General features: G+C 44.8%; 19 protein-coding genes, 1 tRNA gene and 3 pseudogenes. 9 read left to right on the forward strand and 14 right to left on the reverse strand.

The genetic code is table 11. From position 1 onward, the window contains the following. From RHP47_RS09065 to RHP47_RS09075, 3 genes and pseudogenes are all read right to left on the reverse strand, one after another. A complete protein-coding gene (locus tag RHP47_RS09065) occupies nucleotides 1-1,215 on the reverse strand; it encodes a glycosyltransferase (protein ID WP_149820154.1) in 1,215 nt (404 codons plus the stop codon). Beyond that, nucleotides 1,205-2,308 (reverse strand): glycosyltransferase, encoded by a 1,104-nt coding sequence (locus RHP47_RS09070; RefSeq protein WP_310840291.1) that lies wholly within the window; start codon nucleotides 2,306-2,308, stop codon nucleotides 1,205-1,207. The genes RHP47_RS09065 and RHP47_RS09070 overlap by 11 nt, the downstream gene beginning before the upstream one ends. A gap of 22 nt (nucleotides 2,309-2,330) precedes the next feature. Then, a pseudogene (locus RHP47_RS09075) lies at nucleotides 2,331-2,510 on the reverse strand (WxcM-like domain-containing protein); the annotation flags it as partial. 130 nt (nucleotides 2,511-2,640) lie between these two features. Between RHP47_RS09075 and RHP47_RS09080 the strand changes: the two are divergent. Continuing rightward, nucleotides 2,641-3,249, forward strand: coding sequence for a helix-turn-helix domain-containing protein (locus RHP47_RS09080; RefSeq protein ID WP_310840295.1), 609 nt, complete (start codon nucleotides 2,641-2,643; stop codon nucleotides 3,247-3,249). Here the strand turns inward: RHP47_RS09080 and RHP47_RS09085 are convergent. Together RHP47_RS09085 and RHP47_RS13110 are read right to left on the reverse strand one after the other, a co-directional pair. Next, nucleotides 3,223-3,417 (reverse strand): transposase, encoded by a 195-nt coding sequence (locus tag RHP47_RS09085; protein ID WP_310840297.1) that lies wholly within the window; start codon nucleotides 3,415-3,417, stop codon nucleotides 3,223-3,225. The two genes, RHP47_RS09080 and RHP47_RS09085, sit on opposite strands and share 27 nt — an antisense overlap. A gap of 182 nt (nucleotides 3,418-3,599) precedes the next feature. Continuing rightward, nucleotides 3,600-3,713, reverse strand: a complete 114-nt coding sequence (locus tag RHP47_RS13110; protein WP_399381245.1) for a hypothetical protein — start codon at nucleotides 3,711-3,713, stop codon at nucleotides 3,600-3,602. Nucleotides 3,714-3,767: 54 nt separating this feature from the next. On the opposite strand from RHP47_RS13110, the gene RHP47_RS09090 reads away from it, so the two are divergent. The 4 genes and pseudogenes from RHP47_RS09090 to RHP47_RS09105 all read left to right on the forward strand — a co-directional run bounded on the left by RHP47_RS09090 (nucleotide 3,768) and on the right by RHP47_RS09105 (nucleotide 6,221). Beyond that, nucleotides 3,768-3,914, forward strand: a complete 147-nt coding sequence (locus RHP47_RS09090) for a hypothetical protein (RefSeq protein ID WP_310840299.1) — start codon at nucleotides 3,768-3,770, stop codon at nucleotides 3,912-3,914. Between the two features lie 84 nt (nucleotides 3,915-3,998). Continuing rightward, nucleotides 3,999-4,880 (forward strand): glycosyltransferase family 2 protein, encoded by an 882-nt coding sequence (locus RHP47_RS09095; RefSeq protein WP_310840301.1) that lies wholly within the window; start codon nucleotides 3,999-4,001, stop codon nucleotides 4,878-4,880. Continuing rightward, nucleotides 4,873-5,160 (forward strand): annotated as a pseudogene (locus tag RHP47_RS09100) (glycosyltransferase family 2 protein); the annotation flags it as partial. The gene RHP47_RS09095 and the pseudogene RHP47_RS09100, both read left to right, overlap by 8 nt. A 47-nt stretch (nucleotides 5,161-5,207) precedes the next feature. Beyond that, nucleotides 5,208-6,221 carry an IS4 family transposase gene (locus RHP47_RS09105; RefSeq protein WP_310840305.1) on the forward strand — a complete coding sequence of 338 codons (1,014 nt, stop codon included), beginning with the start codon at nucleotides 5,208-5,210 and terminating at the stop codon, nucleotides 6,219-6,221. Here RHP47_RS09105 and RHP47_RS09110 read toward each other — a convergent pair. The 5 genes and pseudogenes from RHP47_RS09110 to RHP47_RS09130 form a co-directional block, all read right to left on the reverse strand. Then, nucleotides 6,207-6,761, reverse strand: coding sequence for a glycosyltransferase (locus tag RHP47_RS09110; protein ID WP_310840307.1), 555 nt, complete (start codon nucleotides 6,759-6,761; stop codon nucleotides 6,207-6,209). The genes RHP47_RS09105 and RHP47_RS09110 overlap by 15 nt on opposite strands. Next, a complete protein-coding gene (locus RHP47_RS09115; RefSeq protein WP_302676749.1) occupies nucleotides 6,758-7,645 on the reverse strand; it encodes an FkbM family methyltransferase in 888 nt (295 codons plus the stop codon). Before RHP47_RS09115 ends, RHP47_RS09110 begins: the two co-directional genes overlap by 4 nt. A 288-nt stretch (nucleotides 7,646-7,933) precedes the next feature. Beyond that, entirely contained in the window at nucleotides 7,934-8,701 is a 768-nt protein-coding gene (locus tag RHP47_RS09120; protein ID WP_310840309.1) for a glycosyltransferase family 2 protein, read from the reverse strand. Beyond that, nucleotides 8,698-9,807 (reverse strand): annotated as a pseudogene (locus RHP47_RS09125) (DegT/DnrJ/EryC1/StrS family aminotransferase). Before RHP47_RS09125 ends, RHP47_RS09120 begins: the two are co-directional and overlap by 4 nt. After that, nucleotides 9,804-10,220, reverse strand: a complete 417-nt coding sequence (locus tag RHP47_RS09130; RefSeq protein WP_310840313.1) for an FdtA/QdtA family cupin domain-containing protein — start codon at nucleotides 10,218-10,220, stop codon at nucleotides 9,804-9,806. Before RHP47_RS09130 ends, RHP47_RS09125 begins: the two are co-directional and overlap by 4 nt. Before the next feature lie 82 nt (nucleotides 10,221-10,302). On the opposite strand from RHP47_RS09130, the gene RHP47_RS09135 reads away from it, so the two are divergent. Continuing rightward, the gene (locus tag RHP47_RS09135; protein WP_302676753.1) at nucleotides 10,303-11,136 is read left to right on the forward strand and encodes a methionyl-tRNA formyltransferase; all 834 of its coding nucleotides are present in this window, start codon (nucleotides 10,303-10,305) and stop codon (nucleotides 11,134-11,136) included. A gap of 13 nt (nucleotides 11,137-11,149) precedes the next feature. On the opposite strand, the gene RHP47_RS09140 is transcribed toward RHP47_RS09135, so the two are convergent. The 4 genes from RHP47_RS09140 to RHP47_RS09155 all read right to left on the reverse strand — a co-directional run bounded on the left by RHP47_RS09140 (nucleotide 11,150) and on the right by RHP47_RS09155 (nucleotide 14,156). Next, nucleotides 11,150-11,223 (reverse strand) — tRNA-Pro (locus RHP47_RS09140). A 38-nt stretch (nucleotides 11,224-11,261) separates the two neighbouring features. Then, the gene (locus RHP47_RS09145) at nucleotides 11,262-12,146 is read right to left on the reverse strand and encodes an alpha/beta fold hydrolase (protein ID WP_310840315.1); all 885 of its coding nucleotides are present in this window, start codon (nucleotides 12,144-12,146) and stop codon (nucleotides 11,262-11,264) included. Continuing rightward, nucleotides 12,147-12,896: a creatininase family protein gene (locus RHP47_RS09150; protein WP_149820179.1), complete on the reverse strand. Its 750-nt coding sequence runs from the start codon at nucleotides 12,894-12,896 to the stop codon at nucleotides 12,147-12,149. It lies immediately after the preceding gene. A 9-nt stretch (nucleotides 12,897-12,905) separates the two neighbouring features. After that, the gene (locus RHP47_RS09155; protein WP_149820181.1) at nucleotides 12,906-14,156 is read right to left on the reverse strand and encodes an MFS transporter; all 1,251 of its coding nucleotides are present in this window, start codon (nucleotides 14,154-14,156) and stop codon (nucleotides 12,906-12,908) included. Between the two features lie 531 nt (nucleotides 14,157-14,687). Between RHP47_RS09155 and RHP47_RS09160 the strand changes: the two genes are divergently transcribed. From RHP47_RS09160 to RHP47_RS09170, 3 genes are read left to right on the forward strand one after another with little or no spacing between them, the layout of a single operon-like run. Further along, the gene (locus tag RHP47_RS09160) at nucleotides 14,688-15,080 is read left to right on the forward strand and encodes a hypothetical protein (RefSeq protein WP_149820183.1); all 393 of its coding nucleotides are present in this window, start codon (nucleotides 14,688-14,690) and stop codon (nucleotides 15,078-15,080) included. A gap of 11 nt (nucleotides 15,081-15,091) precedes the next feature. Next, a complete protein-coding gene (locus RHP47_RS09165; RefSeq protein ID WP_149820185.1) occupies nucleotides 15,092-15,538 on the forward strand; it encodes a hypothetical protein in 447 nt (148 codons plus the stop codon). 11 nt (nucleotides 15,539-15,549) lie between these two features. Beyond that, entirely contained in the window at nucleotides 15,550-16,053 is a 504-nt protein-coding gene (locus tag RHP47_RS09170) for a hypothetical protein (protein WP_149820187.1), read from the forward strand. The last annotated feature ends 66 nt before the right edge of the window (nucleotides 16,054-16,119 follow it).

Below are 16,119 nucleotides of genomic sequence, written 5' to 3' on the forward strand. Positions count from 1 at the left end.
TTATTCATTTACTAGTTGTTGATAAATATTTTGATAGTCCTTTACGCCTTCTTCAAGAGAGAAATACTTAATGGCTGCTGCACGACATCGTTGGCTCAAGTGTTCGTCTTGTAGTAATTCTAAAATCTCTTCAGCGGCTTTACGCATAGCGGATTCATCAAAACTTCTTAAGATAACCCCAACTTTTTCTTGCTCAATGATCTGAGTCATATCCCCAACTCCATCATTGGTTACACATGGGATGCCACAGGCAAGAAATTCACCCAATCTGGTAGGGGCGCAAGCAAGATTAGAGTAAGCTGGCTTCCTAAAAAAAATTCCTAAGTTCATTTGCCTGATTATATCTGAAATACCCTGATAGTCAGAGCTAGTAATTTCAATAGATAACAAATTTACTTTACTTTGATTAATAATTTCACGAACTATTTGATGATCAGTTCGTGTCACAATGATAAATTTAGAGACCAAGTCTTTATCAATAGAGTATAGAAAATAGATAAATTTAAGTACGTCAGAGAATAAATACCAATTACTTATAGAGCCAATATAGCCAATTACTAGATTATTCGTTTGCTTATGATTATTTACTGATTCATTTTCAGGTGAGAAAATATCTAAATCTGTGCAGGTTCTAATGCAGGAAAAATTTAGCTTTTTGTTTTGCAAATATTCAAACTTGCTGATTTCAGAAATGGCTGCTTCTGTGAGTGATACAGTATGATCTGCATTGAGCAAAAATTGCTTTTCAAACCATTTTGCCAAGTGATAAAGTTGACTATTTACAGGCCAAATACCCCCATCAACTCGCTCATCTGCCCAAAAGCCACGCATGTCAAAAATAAATTTAGTGCGTAGTAACTTTTTGAGGACTAAGGCAATTACAGAAGGAACATAGCTGCGAGCATGGACAATTTTAATCCTTCTTGTAACAGCAATAAATAAAGCTACTGTAATTCCTTGAAACAAGTCATAGGTTGTCGCCAGAGCAGAGGGAGATTTGTGATACCTTAATGGAATCCAATGAATTTGATGCGCATCAACTTTCTCCTGAATTTTCTGGCGCTCAAGAACATTCTGCCAATCTCGAGCTTTCTCAAAACTAATGAGGTAGATAGTGTAACTATCGCTTAGCTTTTCAAGGTAGCGCAATACTTGGGATTGGCCAAGTGGCTCTAGCAAACCATCATAGGTAATGTAGAGTACATTAGTGCTCATGGGGAAACATTACATTAAGATACTGCTGGGCAATCTTTTCAACCGAGAAGTCAGCCGCTCGTTGCTTTAGGAATTCAGGCTCTGGTGAACTCATTAGGGCTTCAGTCATGGCTTCGGCTAAGGCATTGACATCGCCGACAGGAACCAGCGTACCATATTTGCCATCAGCTAGAATCTCACGCGGACCACTCGGACAATCGGTAGAGACAACAGGTAGCCCACAGGATAGTGCTTCTACGATGACATTACCAAATCCCTCATAGTCAGAGGAGAGAACAAATAGATCAGCCGTTTTATAAAATACAGCAGGATTCGGATGAAAGCCCGCAAAGATGACGCGATCGCCAATGCCTAGTTGATGTGCTAACACTCTTAGACTCTCTTCCAGATGACCTTTACCAACTAGCATTAAGCGACTATCTGTAAAGGGTAATTGGGCAAATGCTTTCAAGAGGAGTGCGTGATTTTTTTCTTGTTTTAGATTGCCTATGCTTAGGACTCTGTATTTTTTAGGAACTCCCCACATCTGATCAACTACATTTAGCTCATCTTTACTAGGCTCAATCAGTAAGCGTCCAGGATTGTTGATAACATTAATCTTATTAAGTGGAATTTTTGCAATTTGAGACATATCTTGAGCTACACCCTGTGACACTGCAATACAAGCATCTGCTAAACGGTAGCCAATCATTATTGAAAGACGAAGCTGTGAGTTGGTTACTATGCCCTTATCTTTGTACTGATTGGTTAGAGTACAGTGTTCAGAAATCACCACTCTTACATTAGACTGAGCTAATTTTTTAGAAAAGGGAGCAATTACTGTTAATGGCCACATAGCGCTTAAGAGAACAGATGGATTTTTAGCTTTTAAGTACTCAACAAGCTTAAAGACAGATTCAGATATTTTATGTTTATTTAAGGATTGAACTACACATAGAGACTGAGCTTCCTGAAGTAGCTCACCTTGTTTTACAAGAAGTAGGAACTCAACTTGATAACCTCGTCTTATAAATTCTCTAGCTAGCTGGAGACGGACATTCTCTACTCCACCACATCGTAAATCGGGTAAAAGTATTGATACCTTCTTAACCATGTTTAACTAATTAATTGTAAAAAACAAATTGATGCAGTGCCTTGTGGGCATGGGCACCGCGATCGGCACCGCCGGGAACATCATAGAGGTAGTACACCCGCTCGATTTTGAAAGGAATATGACGCTCTCCCTCAATAAAGGTCAGATTACCCCTTGGATCCGTAATTTTGGGGAGTTGCATAATTCTACACTGATCAAGCATAATTTTTCCTAATAGAGGTTATATTATTTTTAACTTATACCAGCTCTTTGCAACATTGAGCTTAATAAATAGGTCTTAAACGAGGGAATTGTCTATCCTAAAACTGAAATCATCTCAGTAGGAGACCTTCATGGCTCGCCCGCTCGTCCTCACAATTACAGAAAGCTCTGAAGAACTGCAGCGGCGCCTACAACATGAAACCGATGCCCGACAGCAGGAACGCTTGCAGATGCTCTACTGGCTTAAGCAAGGACTTGTCCACAGCCGCCCACAAATTGCCCAATTGCTCCATCGCAACGACTCCACCATTACTCGCTGGCTGAACGCCTATCGCCAAGGAGGACTCCAGCAGTTATTGGCAGTCAAGACGCCCCCCGGAGCCGCCCGCATCATCCCCCCAGTAGTGATGGCACAGTTGCAGGAACGCCTACAAGACCCCAGCGGGTTTGACAGTTACAAGGCCATTGTGCAGTGGCTGCGACAGAAGCATCAGCTTGAGGTCGCCTACCCGACGGTGCATCGCATTGTGCGCTATGAATTGGGAGCGAAACCGAAGACTTTGAAAAAAACTTCCTCTCCTCCTCCCAATCTTGCCAGCGGTCATCGGTTCCCGCAAGCGGCTGCCCTACTTTTGTCAAGACGAGAGTTGCTAGGGACTGCTCACGCTCACCGGACGGCGAGTGACGTTGCTGGGGATTCAGCCTCAAGGCCTCTACCAATCAGGAGAGTATTTCGGTAAAAATAACACCTCGTGACCCGCCGCTTTGACCGCTTCCTGAATCGCCCCTTTCGGATGAATCGGTGCATTATCCATCATCAACAACGAAGGTCTCTTTAATGCCGGCAAACAGTACTGACTCAGCCAGCTCACAAACCCTACCGCATTCAAGTATCCTGAAAACAGCATTGGGGCGATGAAGTCTTTCTGGTGTCTATACCGTCCTGCGACTCAACTCTCTCTTTTCTGACGCTTCCCCGCTCGCTCTCCATCAATTCGTTCGCCTCGCGCTGACCACCCATACTCACACTCCACTCGAGAGTCAAACCCCGTCTCATCGATATAGACTACTGTTTCCTCCCCATGGCTCTCTACCCATGTGTCGAGCTGTTGTTGATACGCTTGCCGCTCTTCTTCACACCGTTCTTGGTAACGCATCTGTTTTTTTTTCGGGTGATGCCCATCTGGGCGAGGGCATAACTCATGGTGGAAACTTGAACGCCAAATCGCTGGGCACGGTCGATCAGTAACGCCGCGCTATGCTACACTATGGGCAAGACGTGCTGCAATTTTTGCCTGCCGCCACTGTCCCTAGCGCTGCTGCTTGGGCATTATTCGCCAGTGTCATTACCCTTCTTACTTCTACCTTTGCTGCACCGCGTACTTGTGCGGAGCTATTGATCTAGTCTGGTTTAGGATTTAAAGGCATTCAATCGTAGGACTTTGTATGACTGACCAACACTACATCGGCATCCATCGTAACAAAGCAAATGCCTAAGGTTAGTATTGGTATGCCGGTCTACAATGGTGCTAAATTCATCCGCGAGGCGCTTGACTCATTATTAGCGCAAACCTTCACCGACTTTGAATTGATCATTTCAGATAACGCCTCAACCGATGAAACAGAAGCCATCTGTCGGGAGTATGCCGCTAAGGATAAACGGATTCGCTACGTGCGGCAAGCGCAGAACCTAGGTGCCATGGCTAATTTCAAATATGTGTTGGATGAGGCGAGGGGAGAATATTTTATGTGGGCAGCGCACGATGATTTATGGGAAAGTGACTATCTAATGAATGCAACATCTATACTTAAAGATATCAGCCTATCTTTTGTATTTCCATCTTTTGCGCTAGCCAGCATCAGATTTCCTATAAAAAAATATATTAGAGGATCGATTTATAAGTTTATAGAGTACTCAGACAGTAGAAAGAGAGTTTTAGAATTCTTATTACTTCATCACCTATCTCACAAATGCAATATCGTTTATTCGTTATTTAGAGCAGATTTCTTGAGATCTGCTTATAGCATTCAAGACATAAGCAACGATGGTATACTTGGGGCTGTTTTATTGAGTCGCGGCAGAGGGGGATTACTAAGTAAACCATGCTTTATTAAGAGATACGAAACATTATGGCCAGGCGCACTTACCTATGTATTTAAGTATGTATTCAGATGTCTGAATATTACATGTTCAACAGAATTTGAGTATAACAAATCTATTTCAACTGATAAATTATGCAATTTATTGCCGCAGTATAAAAAAGAGATCAAGCTAATTTTTGATCAATATAGAGAGTACGACTATCAAAAGGATTTCAAAATTTGCAGTATCGATGTAGTGGACGGTTCGGTAGGGCATAATAATGCTTAGTTATGAACATAATTTATCTATCGGTATGCCGGTCTACAATGGTGCTAAATTCATCCGCGAGGCGCTTGACTCATTATTAGCGCAAACCTTCACCGACTTTGAATTGATCATTTCAGATAACGCCTCAACCGATGAAACAGAAGCCATCTGTCGGGAGTATGCCGCTAAGGATAAACGGATTCGCTACGTGCGGCAAGCGCAGAATCTGGGCGCGGCAGCGAATTTCAAGTATGTGCTGGATGAGGCGAGAGGAGAATATTTTATGTGGGCAGCGGCAGATGCAGAAGTGTTGAAAGATAGTTTGAGAGGCTAGAAAAAAGGGAAGAAATGTCATATTCTTCCCTTAAAAGAAGAAAAAAACAATCAATTGGCCTTACTATGGCATCTTTTGCAACTCTTGTCAAGTCCATTCTCAATCGGCTCAGCCCCTGTGACTACCCCGTGCTGAACTCTCAATTGTTCTTCAAAATCTGGTTGACCTATGTTCTCGACCAAGGGTTAACCAGTATGAGAGCCTTATTTTATCGCTTGAATCATGCAGGGATTACAGTGGATATGTCCACGTTTTCCAAAGCCAACAAAACTCGGACAACCAGCTTATTTGAGGGGATTTACACTCAACTGATGTCTCAAGCTCAAAAGAGACATCGTACTTCAAGCATGACGCTGTTTCCTATCGATTCAACCATCATTACCCTGACCAGTAAACTCTTTTGGTTCTATAAATATCATCAAGTGAAGTTACTTACGGGATTTGATTTAATAGAGAACATCATGGGTAAAGCGGTGATTTCTTTTGGGGAGAGACATGACCTGAGCTTTCAAGAGGAGATTCTAGAAATGATCCCTGAGAATGCTGTTGTAATCATGGATAGAGGGTTTGCGAGCTGGCAATTTTTAGAGCGACTGAGTGAGAGGAAGTGCTCATTTGTTGTACGTATCAAGAATAACATGAGAATGAAGCTCAATCATGAGAGATATCGCGTGGTTCAATTTTTTGACGAGAATCAAACGGAGTTTCGTATAGCGACAAATCTAAAGGAGCTGAGTGATGAGGAAGTGAGTGAGTTATATCGGCAGCGGTGGGCGATTGAGAACCTATGGAAATTTCTGAAGATGCATTTATCATTAGACAAGTTGATTACGAAGAGTTTGAACGGGGTGATAAATCAGATTTATATGGTTTTAATTGCCTATTTAATTTTAGAGCTGGTGGAGATACCTGAATACTTTGGGAAGAAGCTATTAGACAAATTGCGATATTTGCAACTGGAACTCAGTCGTCGCTGCTCGATAGTGCATTGGAGCTTTGATTGGCAGCCAGAGCTACTGGTCACTTAAAATGTTAAGTTTTGTTGCAGGATTCAACACTTCTGAAATGACGGTAATCCGATCTACAGGGAAATGAGCAAGCTGACTCATACTTTGAGCCACTCCTTGGGATGCTGCAATGCACTGATCGGCAAGGCGATAACCAATGGTAGTTGAAAGACAGAGTCCCGCGTAGGTCAATGCCCCCCAGTCTTTATATTGATTCTCTAAGGTACATTGTTCGGAAATAATAACCTTGGTGCGAGAGCGTGAAATTCCTTTGCTAAGGGGAGCAAGACAGGTTAGCGGCCACATACTTGCTAACAAAACGTCTGGTTGATGCAAGCTGATATATCTGGAAAGAGGCAGCAAAACTTCGCGAAAGCGTGAAACTTCTAGAGAGTGGACTGAGGTGATACTAGAAGCTGTTTCAAGCAGCTCCCCACTTGATGAGAGTAGCAAAAATTCAACTGAGTATCCTTTGTTAACAAACTCTTTCGCTAGCTGAATACAGACTTGCTCAGCACCGCCACAACGTAGATCTGGTAACAGCAAAGCAATCTTGGTCATAGACCTTTCCTGTACGCCAGCCAGTTATTGCCATCAATTTGATGCAGCTCAAATCCAGATTTCTTGAGAAATTGAAATACAGGATTGTGCTCTTTTTCCCTAGTTCTTTCTTCAAAAATTAGATAATCAGTTTTCTGAAGTGTTAAAACTGCTCCTTGTAGTGCTTGAAGTTCAGCCCCTTCTAAATCCATCTTGATCAATCGGATGTGAGAGATATCTTTGGTAAGTGTGTCTAAGGTTATAGTTTTGACTGCTATCTCTTTGTCCGTTTTCTTTTGTGAATCTACTTTAGAAATAGTTGCCTGACCAAATTTTCCTTCCTGAACAGTAGCTATGACCTCTTGATTATCTTGATCGCTGAGAGCAAACTCAATAACTTCAACATTAGTACATTGATTGAGCTGCAAATGATGGTTAAGGATTGCTGCTGTGTCTGGCATCATTTCAATACTAAGAACTTTGCCCGTATCCCCAACCAGTTTCGAGGCAAGAACGGAGTAAAAACCAATGTTTGCTCCACAATCAATAAAAAAGTCACCCATTTGAAGTTTGTTTCTAATTGTCTGGAGAACTGCTTGCTCACGGAAGGGTAGGACATGCCACAAATCATCTGAGTAAGCTCGAATATGAAATTCACCAATATTTCTGACGGTAACATTAGCATCTTTGATAAGCTGAGGGTCTTGCCACTGAATCAAATTTTCAAGGCTAGTAATCGGAGATAAATAAAATGATTTCCAAAGAATTTTTTCGTCCTCTGTATATTTTCCTCTGACTTGCCATATTACTACTAACCACCGAGCCAAGCGTTGTGTATAATTTTTTATCTTTCTTAAACTTTCTCTTAGATTATTGGGTAAAATCTTTTTTGTATCTGATATCATAATCGCTACCTTTGAATAGATACTCCTGAAACTAGACAGAAGAGGTTTCTAAGTAAGTATAAGGAGTAATTACCAAATAATCTGGATACACAAAATTTAATATCATTAGTTGATGAAGTTTTAAAAATTTGCTGGATTTTTTGAAATAAGCTGAGATTTAGGTATTTTGAATGTAATTCGGCAGAATAAATAATAGGCTTCATATTTTCAATAAATTGTTCAGTATCTGGATAATTATGCTCTTTAATCAGGGCAAAAAAGTAATTATAAAAATTTACTGTTGACTGATTAAAAATCATGGCTTTTTTTTTCTGCAATTTCAATTTCTCTATAACTAATATATTTTCTATTGCGTGCTATTCTCGCGAAATTTGAAACAGATAAGCAGTTAATTCGATAATTAACTAGTGGGGCTTGTATCCATTCAATTCTCTCTCCTTTGAGATTTATGATGTGGGAAGCAAATGCATCTTCATTTAAGATATATTGATTACTCAATGGAACATTTTGAAATACTTTCAAATCATAGGCTGCTGAAAATCCAGCAACATGTCTTATTTTATTAAATTCAAATCTTCTAGGCCTTATGCATTTTCTATAGTATATTTCTAATCTATCTAAATATTTAATTTGATTATTTTGAGAAATTAAATTCCCTTCATAGTCAATTTCATTGTAGCCAGAGCATAAGGCATGGCATGGGTTTTTAATCCAGTGATTAACTAAAGTTTCTGTGCGGTGAGGTAAAGAAACATCATCGCCAGCAGCAGCAACTAATAGTTGACCTTTGGCTTCTTTTGCTACTATCAATAAGTGATCTAATGTGCCAGTGCTATGGGGGTTTCGCCGCGCTCTAACTTGATGTTTGCCACGGTAGTTGGCTGCCATTTCCTGCATAATTTCAAAGGTGCGATCGCTAGAGCAGTCATCGGAAAGAATAGTTTCTAATGGCTCATAGGTCTGACTAAAGGCGCCTTCAATCGCTTCGCGAATAAATTGCTCTTGGTTATAAGCAAATACGGCGAAAGTAACCAGTGGCTTATCTTGGCTACTCATAGGGGGGACTCAAGGCTAGCTATGAACTGGCTAATAGTTTGGAGTTGCTCAATCGAGTGGTGAGGACTTATCGGTAAGCTTAGCACTTCTTGGGCAAATCGTTCCGCGATCGCGAAGGATTTTTAGCTGACATCGAGATTGGCATAGGCGGCCTGACGGTGAGGGGGAATGGGGTAGTGAATTAGGGTACCAATGCCTGCGGCGTGCAGGTTTTCCTGAAGAGTCTGGCGCTGGGGAGTGCGAATCACAAAGAGATGCCACACTGGCTCTGCCCAAGGGGGAACAAAGGGGAGTATTACGGAAGTCCCTTGCAGTTCTGTGAGGTAGAGTTGGGCTAGTTTTTGGCGGCGCTGGTTCCATTCATCGAGGTGCTGCAATTTCACCCGTAGGATCGCGGCCTGTAGAGGATCGAGGCGACTGTTGACCCCTTGCACTTCATTTACATACTTAACCCGTGAGCCATAGTTCCGCAACATACGAATGCGATCGCTCAACTCGGGGTTATTGGTCGTTATAGCCCCCGCATCCCCAAGGGCACCCAAGTTCTTGCCGGGGTAAAAGCTCCATGCGACAGCATCCCCGTGGGCACCAATTCGCTTCCCTTTGTAGCGTGCACCATGAGCCTGAGCAGCGTCTTCGAGTACCCAGAGCTGATAATGGCGAGCAATCTCTAGGATTGGGTCAAGATCAGCCGGTTGACCATAGAGATGGACGGGTAGAATCACTTTGGTGTTGGCAGTGATCGCCGCTTCAATCTTGAGGGGATCAATATTGTAGGTATGGGGATCAGGCTCCACTGGCACAGGAATAGCTCCGCACTGACTGACGGCTAGCCAAGTGGCGATATAGGTGTTGCTGGGAACAATGACTTCGTCTCCATGGGTCACCCCCATTGCCCGCAAAGCAAGCACAAGAGCATCTAAACCATTACCAACACCAATGGCATAATTGGCACCGCAGTAAGCAGCCCATTCAGCTTCAAAGGCTTCTACCTCTGCACCAAGGATGTACCAGCCGGAGTCAAGCACACGGGCAACGGCAGCATCAATTTCCGCTTTGAGTTCGCGGTAGGCCGCCCCCAAGTCAAGAAAGGGAATCGTTGTCATGGCATTGAGCGCTTCTGAGCAAGGGCTAGGAATTCGTCGTAGTTGCGGATGTAATCGCTTTCATCATAGGGGGCAGAGGCTAAAACCATACACACGGCACCCGAGGAGAAGTTATCGAGGTATCGCCACATCATTGGGCAAATATACAGGCCAAAGTAGGAGCGGTTCAGGTGATAACGCTGCTTGCGATCGCCATCATCGAGGACAACATCAAAACTACCAGACATGGCCACCACAAATTGATGCAGCGCCTTGTGGGCATGGGCACCGCGATCGGCACCGCCGGGAACATCATAGAGGTAGCACACCCGCTCGATTTTGAAGGGAATATGACGCTCTCCCTCAATAAACGTCAGATTACCCCTTGGATCCGTAATTTTGGGGAGTTGAATAATTCTACACTGATCAAGCATAATTTTTCCTATAGAGGTTATATTATTTTTAACTTATATTCTGGTATAATGCCTAACCCATAAAGAAAAGGAGGGTATAGCATTGTTAAATCACAATGTTATTTTGTGTATTGCAGGAAAGAACGATATTGCAGTACGTGCACTTAAACTTGCACTAGCAGCTTATCATAAAGTTACTGTATTAGCCTGTCCCAATCCAGAGGATAACGGTCAGGACAGTTGGCAGCCTTCATTTAGAAGACTTGCCTCTAAGTTAGGAATTCCAATTGTAGAAATTAAAGACATAGAAGGAATATCAAACCTAGTATTTGTATCATTAGGATATTCTCGGCTTGTTAAAGTTAAAAACTTTCTATCTCGTCGATTATTTAATATTCACTTTTCTCTATTACCAGCTTACCGAGGTGCTTATACTAGTATATGGCCAATATTAAATGGTGAAAAATTTACTGGCGTAACTCTACATAAAATTGATGATGGAATTGATACGGGAGAAATAATTTCACAGAGAAAAATTGAAATTAAGCCATATATGACTTCAAGAGATCTTTACTTTACATATATGTCGGTAGGATTTGAAATCTTTCAAGACTACCTTGACATACTGATCAAAGACCCAAACCCAGAAAGTGCGCCGCAACCAATGGAGGGTGCTAGTTTTTACTCTAGAGAATCTATAGACTTTTCAGATTTAGAAATTACGTTCAATGGAACCGCTGACCAAATAGTCAGAAAACTGCGAGCTTTATCATTCCCTGAATATCAGCTACCGAAATACAAGGGCAGAGATATACTTGGCTGGCATATTCAACTAGAACGTTCCACTATGAAGCCGGGAACAATTGTTGAGTCATCAGAAAATTTCACAGTTGTTACTACCAGAGATTACAATCTTTGCTTACTCACTGAAAGGTAAATTTCCTGAATAATCGGAGCGGCGGGATTTGAACCCACGACCCCCACTACCCCAAAGTGGTGCGCTACCAAGCTGCGCTACGCCCCGTTAAGCTTTACCAGTATAACACGAGTTCAGAGAACATCCTAGTCAGTGATGGAAATTTTGCGCAACCATTTCAGAATGTGGGCATTCACCTGCTCAGGTGCTTCATCTTGAGGGCAATGGCCCACCTCTGGTAAGGCGACAAACTCCTGCACACAGGGAAATTGAGCTAGCTTCTGCCCTTCATCAATGGGTTCCCAAGGGTCGGCGGCACCCCACAGAAAATAGGTGGGGCAGGTAATCTGCGGTAGTAGGTCTTCGGGTAAGGAACCTTGGGAATAGCGGACAAAGGCTAAGAAGACCTCGGCAGCCCCCACGTCTTGGGCAGGGGTGAGTAATATCTCTACTAGTTCATCGGTGACGGCGGCAGTGTTGGCATAGGCTTGGTGGAGAATACGGCGCACAGTACGGCGTTGGGCAATTTGGCGGAAAAAGTAGGTGCCAAGGGTGCGATTGCCTAAAAGTTTCTGGAGAAGTATGGTTCCCCAACGGCGGTACCAAGGGAGTTGCGATCGCTTGCGATCGTGGAGCTGACGCAAAGAGCAGTTCAGCAGGATCAGTTGACTGACCCATGCAGGCTGGAAAACAGCGGCCTGTAAAGCAACGACGCAGCCAATGGAGTTGCCGATTAAAACCGTGGGCTGACCAATGACCTCGCGGCAAAAGTCTAGAACCAAGGTTGCCCACGTCTCAAATGTATAGGGGATGACCGAGGGAGCGGGTTTGGCGGAGCCACCAAAGCCCAGTAAATCAATGGCATAGACTTGATGGTGAGCCGCAAGGGCAGGGATGTTTTTGCGCCAATGCAAGCTAGAGGCACCAAAGCCGTGAATCAGGAGTAGGGGGATGCCCTGAGTCCCTTGATGCCGATAGAGAATCGGGTAACCGTGCCAATGCCACGTTTGAGCTGGGAGAGAGAAAGTCATTTAGTCGGCTTGCAGAAATTGACGGTAGCGATCGCTCAACTCCTGAACAGCCCGCTCATAGAATTGCTGTCCATGCTCAGGGGTGGCCAAACTGGAATCTGCCCCCATACGACCATCGGGATAGCGGCGGCGAAAATCTGCGGCACCGTAGATGGCATGACTGGTGTTGACTTCGGGATTGAGGGGAACGCGCTTAATGACCTCTGGATAGAGAAATTGGGTCACCGCCACTTCACTAGGGGTGGCATGGGAACCCTCGCGATCGCCATACAATTCCCGTGCTAGTTGCATCACTGAACTACACATAAACCAGTTGGCCAACTCACAGCGCACCTGATCCGCCTCTGGAATGTGCAGATCGGCTAAGACTGCATAGGTTTCCGCAAAGGCCGCCTTCACTGTCGCGATATTGCCGCCATGACCATTAATGAAAAAGAAGCGTTGAAAGCCTGCCCGTACCAAGCTCACTAAATAGTCGCGAATGACAAGAATCAACGTGCTAGGGCGCAAACTAATGGTGCCGGGGAAAGCCGTATGGTGTAAGGCCATGCCCACGGAAACTGTCGGGGCAACAAGGGCATGAGTTGCTTCCCCTACCCCTTTGGCGATCGCCTCGGCACAGAGGGCATCGGTGCCAATGAGACCCATAGGGCCATGCTGCTCCGTGGAGCCAATGGGAATAATCATCCCCTTGGAAGTGTTGAGATAGGCTTCGACCTCTGGCCAAGTACTCAAGTGTAGTAGGGGCATTCCTGTCTCCTAAATCGCATCCTCAAGAACGGCTCGTGTATTCCGCCATGCCCAAATGCCCGCGATCGCCACCACGCCCCCCATCCCCACCATGACCACTGTGAGGCCAAGGAAGTCCGAAAGAATCCCGGCGATCGCCAAGGGCACACTGAGGGCAATATTGACAATGTTATTTTGGAAGCCAAAGACCTTACCCCGCATCGTCGCCGGCGTCCGAACTTGAATGAGGGTCTGCATGGGAATACCAATTAAAGATGCCCCCATTCCCAGCAAAATACTTAAGCCCAGACCCACCCACAGATGATGCACAAAGGCAAAGACCAGCAGGACGGCTGCCATCACCAAAAAGCCAATCAAAGGCAGCGGTCGGTGATGCAATTTTTCCCCCCATTGGCCCAAAACCCCCGCCCCTAAAATTAACCCCAGCCCTGCGGCGGCCAAGAGAAAGCCAAACTGATTAGGACGCAGGCCAATTTCTTGGGCTAAACTGACGGCCAACACCGTCAAGGCGGCAAAGACACAATAGAGGATCGTTAACTGGAGCATGGCATTCCCCAAGAGGCGATTTTTGCGCACGTAGTGAAACCCCTCCTGCAAGTCCTGCCATACATTGAGGTGGCGATCGCGCTCATGAACTGCTTCTCGGTAGCGAATCGAGGCTAAAACCAATCCCGCCATAACGTACAGCGCACCGACAACGACTTCACGGGCATAGACACCCCCTATGGCCACAGCACCACTCAGCAATGGCTCACCGATGGCAAACCCCACTACAAGTGACCCCATCATTGTTGTGATAAAGAGGGCATTCGCCGAGAGCAGATTTTCCTCCTTCACTAGCAGGGGAATCGCCGCCTGTTCTGCCGGGGCAAAGAATTGCGTAAGAATGGACTCAGAAAAGGCAATCAGGAGCAGCAGCGTAAACCGCTTCGGAATAAAGATCAGAGCAAAAACCAGTAGCCCGCGCAGAATATTGGTAATGCTCATTAGCTCCCGCTTCGGGTAGCGATCCACAAAGGTGCCCGCCGTTGAACCAAAGAAGACCGCTGGTAGCGTATTGGCAATCATTACGGCTGAGGCCTTAGAGCCGGGCAGTTCATAGCTGGCGTCATAGGAAACCGCCAGTGTAATTAGGAGGACGAGAAAAATTTTGTCCGCCAGTTGGGAGATGATTTGACCGCCCCATAACTTGAGGAAATTCTTGTTCCGCATCAGAGCAGCAAACCCTTCTGGACGGGGCTTGGGACCAGAACTTACCATTGCTGTTGCTCACTGACCATGAACACAAGTTTCCTCACCGTTACCAAAGATTGGGGCTGGCAGTCTGAATCCAATATACCGTCAGACCCTTGCCGGCGTTTGCCCTGTCTCTGTATCCTTTGAGGTTCGTTTTGGGCATTCTGAGGAGTACAGGTCGCAAAAATCACCAGATAGGAGGAAGTAAAAATACGAAAAATCACCCTTGCCTGTGTAGCATATAACACCCTACCATCTGAGAGTTAATAACCATTTAATTTTCTGCCAATAAGAAATTATCGTTTTAGAAGCAGAACTAAATCATCGTCGCAATCTGGCTTGGCTGGAGGAGCAATTGGGAAATACCAAGGGGGCGATCGCCAGCCTGACGATGGTACTGAAGCACGTCAGTTTATTGCAGACACATTACCCCAGACTTGGCTATAACTCGGCTTCCCAGCCAACCACCAAAATTATTCGGCATTTATGGAGACGTTAAAAACGGAAATTGCTGGGTCACTCTAGAATAAACTTAAGTCCCCTTGAACTCCACCCATGAGTGAACCCGTCACCCAATCGCAACTGACAGAAGTCCTCGAGACCATGAAAGCCATGCAGTCGCAACTGGCGGAACTTACCCTTGAGGTGAAAGTCGGTCACGCGGAAATCCGTGAGAAATTTAACACGATTGATCAAAAATTCCAGACTCTGGAGGCCAAGTTTGAAGAGAAACTGAACACGCTGGAAGCAAAATTTGATGAGAAATTCAACACCATAGAAGCCAAAATCGAGGCGGTTCGCTTGGAAGTGCAAACCAATCGTGAGCAGTTAGTGGACTTAGGGAAGCGTCAAGGTTCAACGGAAAACCGCCTTTGGGCACTATTAGTGGCGCTCTTTTTGATGGTGGCGGGACTATTGGCCAAGATTACCCTGTTTGACCAAGTCTAAGGATGAGCAGCATGAGTGAACCCGTCACCCAATCGCAACTGACAGAAGTCCTCGAGACCATGAAAGCCATGCAGTCGCAACTGGCGGAACTTACCCTTGAGGTGAAAGTCGGTCACGCGGAAATCCGTGAGAAATTCAATACGATTGATCAAAAATTCCAGACTCTGGAGGCCAAGTTTGAAGAGAAACTGAACACGCTGGAAGCCAAGTTTGAAGAGAAGCTGAACACGCTAGAAGCAAAATTTGACGAGAAGTTTAACACGATTGACGAGAAATTCAACACCATAGAAGCCAAAATCGAGGCGGTTCGCTTGGAAGTGCAAACCAATCGCGAGCAGTTAGTGGACTTAGGGAAGCGTCAAGGTTCAACGGAAAATCGCCTTTGGGCACTGCTAGTGGCACTCTTTTTGATGGTGGCGGGACTATTGGCCAAGATTACCCTGTTTGACCAAGTCTAAGGATGAGCAGCATGAGTGAACCCGTCACCCAGTCTCAATTCGCAGAAGTCCTCGAGACCATGAAGGCCATGCAGTCCCAACTGGCGGAACTTACCCTTGAGGTGAAAGTCGGTCACGCGGAAATCCGTGAGAAATTCAATACGATTGATCAAAAGTTCCAGATAGTAGATGAGAAATTGAATGCTATAGAAGTCAGATTTGAAGAAAAGTTCAACACACTAGAAGCCAAGTTTGAAGAGAAACTGAACACACTAGAAGCCAAGTTTGAAGAGAAGCTGAACACGCTAGAAGCAAAATTTGACGAGAAGTTTAACACGATTGACGAGAAATTCAACACCATAGAAGCCAAAATCGAGGCGGTTCGCTTGGAAGTGCAAACCAATCGCGAGCAGTTAGTGGACTTAGGGAAGCGTCAAGGTTCAACGGAAAATCGCCTTTGGGCACTGCTAGTGGCACTCTTTTTGATGGTGGCAGGACTGTTGGCCAAGATTACCCTGTTTGACCGAGGCTACTAAAACGCTTGGTCAAAAAAAGAGGGCTGAGGGGAAAGCCCCAACCCAACCCTCTTGAATCAGTTTCAG

The organism is Thermosynechococcus sp. QKsg1, from assembly GCF_031586415.1.
Classification (GTDB): domain Bacteria; phylum Cyanobacteriota; class Cyanobacteriia; order Thermosynechococcales; family Thermosynechococcaceae; genus Thermosynechococcus.

Bases quoted from the DNA above. Each gene is read 5' to 3' on its own strand.
- RHP47_RS09110 (WP_310840307.1), bottom strand. From the start codon at position 6,761: ATGACCAAGATTGCTTTGCTGTTACCAGATCTACGTTGTGGCGGTGCT.
- RHP47_RS09070 (WP_310840291.1), bottom strand. From the start codon at position 2,308: ATGGTTAAGAAGGTATCAATACTTTTACCCGATTTACGATGTGGTGGA.
- RHP47_RS09170 (WP_149820187.1), top strand. From the start codon at position 15,550: ATGAGTGAACCCGTCACCCAGTCTCAATTCGCAGAAGTCCTCGAGACC.
- RHP47_RS09090 (WP_310840299.1), top strand. From the start codon at position 3,768: ATGCTACACTATGGGCAAGACGTGCTGCAATTTTTGCCTGCCGCCACT.
- RHP47_RS09085 (WP_310840297.1), bottom strand. From the start codon at position 3,417: ATGCTGTTTTCAGGATACTTGAATGCGGTAGGGTTTGTGAGCTGGCTG.
- RHP47_RS09160 (WP_149820183.1), top strand. From the start codon at position 14,688: ATGAGTGAACCCGTCACCCAATCGCAACTGACAGAAGTCCTCGAGACC.
- RHP47_RS09120 (WP_310840309.1), bottom strand. From the start codon at position 8,701: ATGAGTAGCCAAGATAAGCCACTGGTTACTTTCGCCGTATTTGCTTAT.
- RHP47_RS09115 (WP_302676749.1), bottom strand. From the start codon at position 7,645: ATGATATCAGATACAAAAAAGATTTTACCCAATAATCTAAGAGAAAGT.
- RHP47_RS09145 (WP_310840315.1), bottom strand. From the start codon at position 12,146: ATGACTTTCTCTCTCCCAGCTCAAACGTGGCATTGGCACGGTTACCCG.
- RHP47_RS09065 (WP_149820154.1), bottom strand. From the start codon at position 1,215: ATGAGCACTAATGTACTCTACATTACCTATGATGGTTTGCTAGAGCCA.
- RHP47_RS09095 (WP_310840301.1), top strand. From the start codon at position 3,999: ATGCCTAAGGTTAGTATTGGTATGCCGGTCTACAATGGTGCTAAATTC.
- RHP47_RS09130 (WP_310840313.1), bottom strand. From the start codon at position 10,220: ATGCTTGATCAGTGTAGAATTATTCAACTCCCCAAAATTACGGATCCA.
- RHP47_RS09105 (WP_310840305.1), top strand. From the start codon at position 5,208: ATGTCATATTCTTCCCTTAAAAGAAGAAAAAAACAATCAATTGGCCTT.
- RHP47_RS09165 (WP_149820185.1), top strand. From the start codon at position 15,092: ATGAGTGAACCCGTCACCCAATCGCAACTGACAGAAGTCCTCGAGACC.
- RHP47_RS09150 (WP_149820179.1), bottom strand. From the start codon at position 12,896: ATGCCCCTACTACACTTGAGTACTTGGCCAGAGGTCGAAGCCTATCTC.
- RHP47_RS09155 (WP_149820181.1), bottom strand. From the start codon at position 14,156: ATGGTAAGTTCTGGTCCCAAGCCCCGTCCAGAAGGGTTTGCTGCTCTG.
- RHP47_RS13110 (WP_399381245.1), bottom strand. From the start codon at position 3,713: ATGAGTTATGCCCTCGCCCAGATGGGCATCACCCGAAAAAAAAACAGA.
- RHP47_RS09080 (WP_310840295.1), top strand. From the start codon at position 2,641: ATGGCTCGCCCGCTCGTCCTCACAATTACAGAAAGCTCTGAAGAACTG.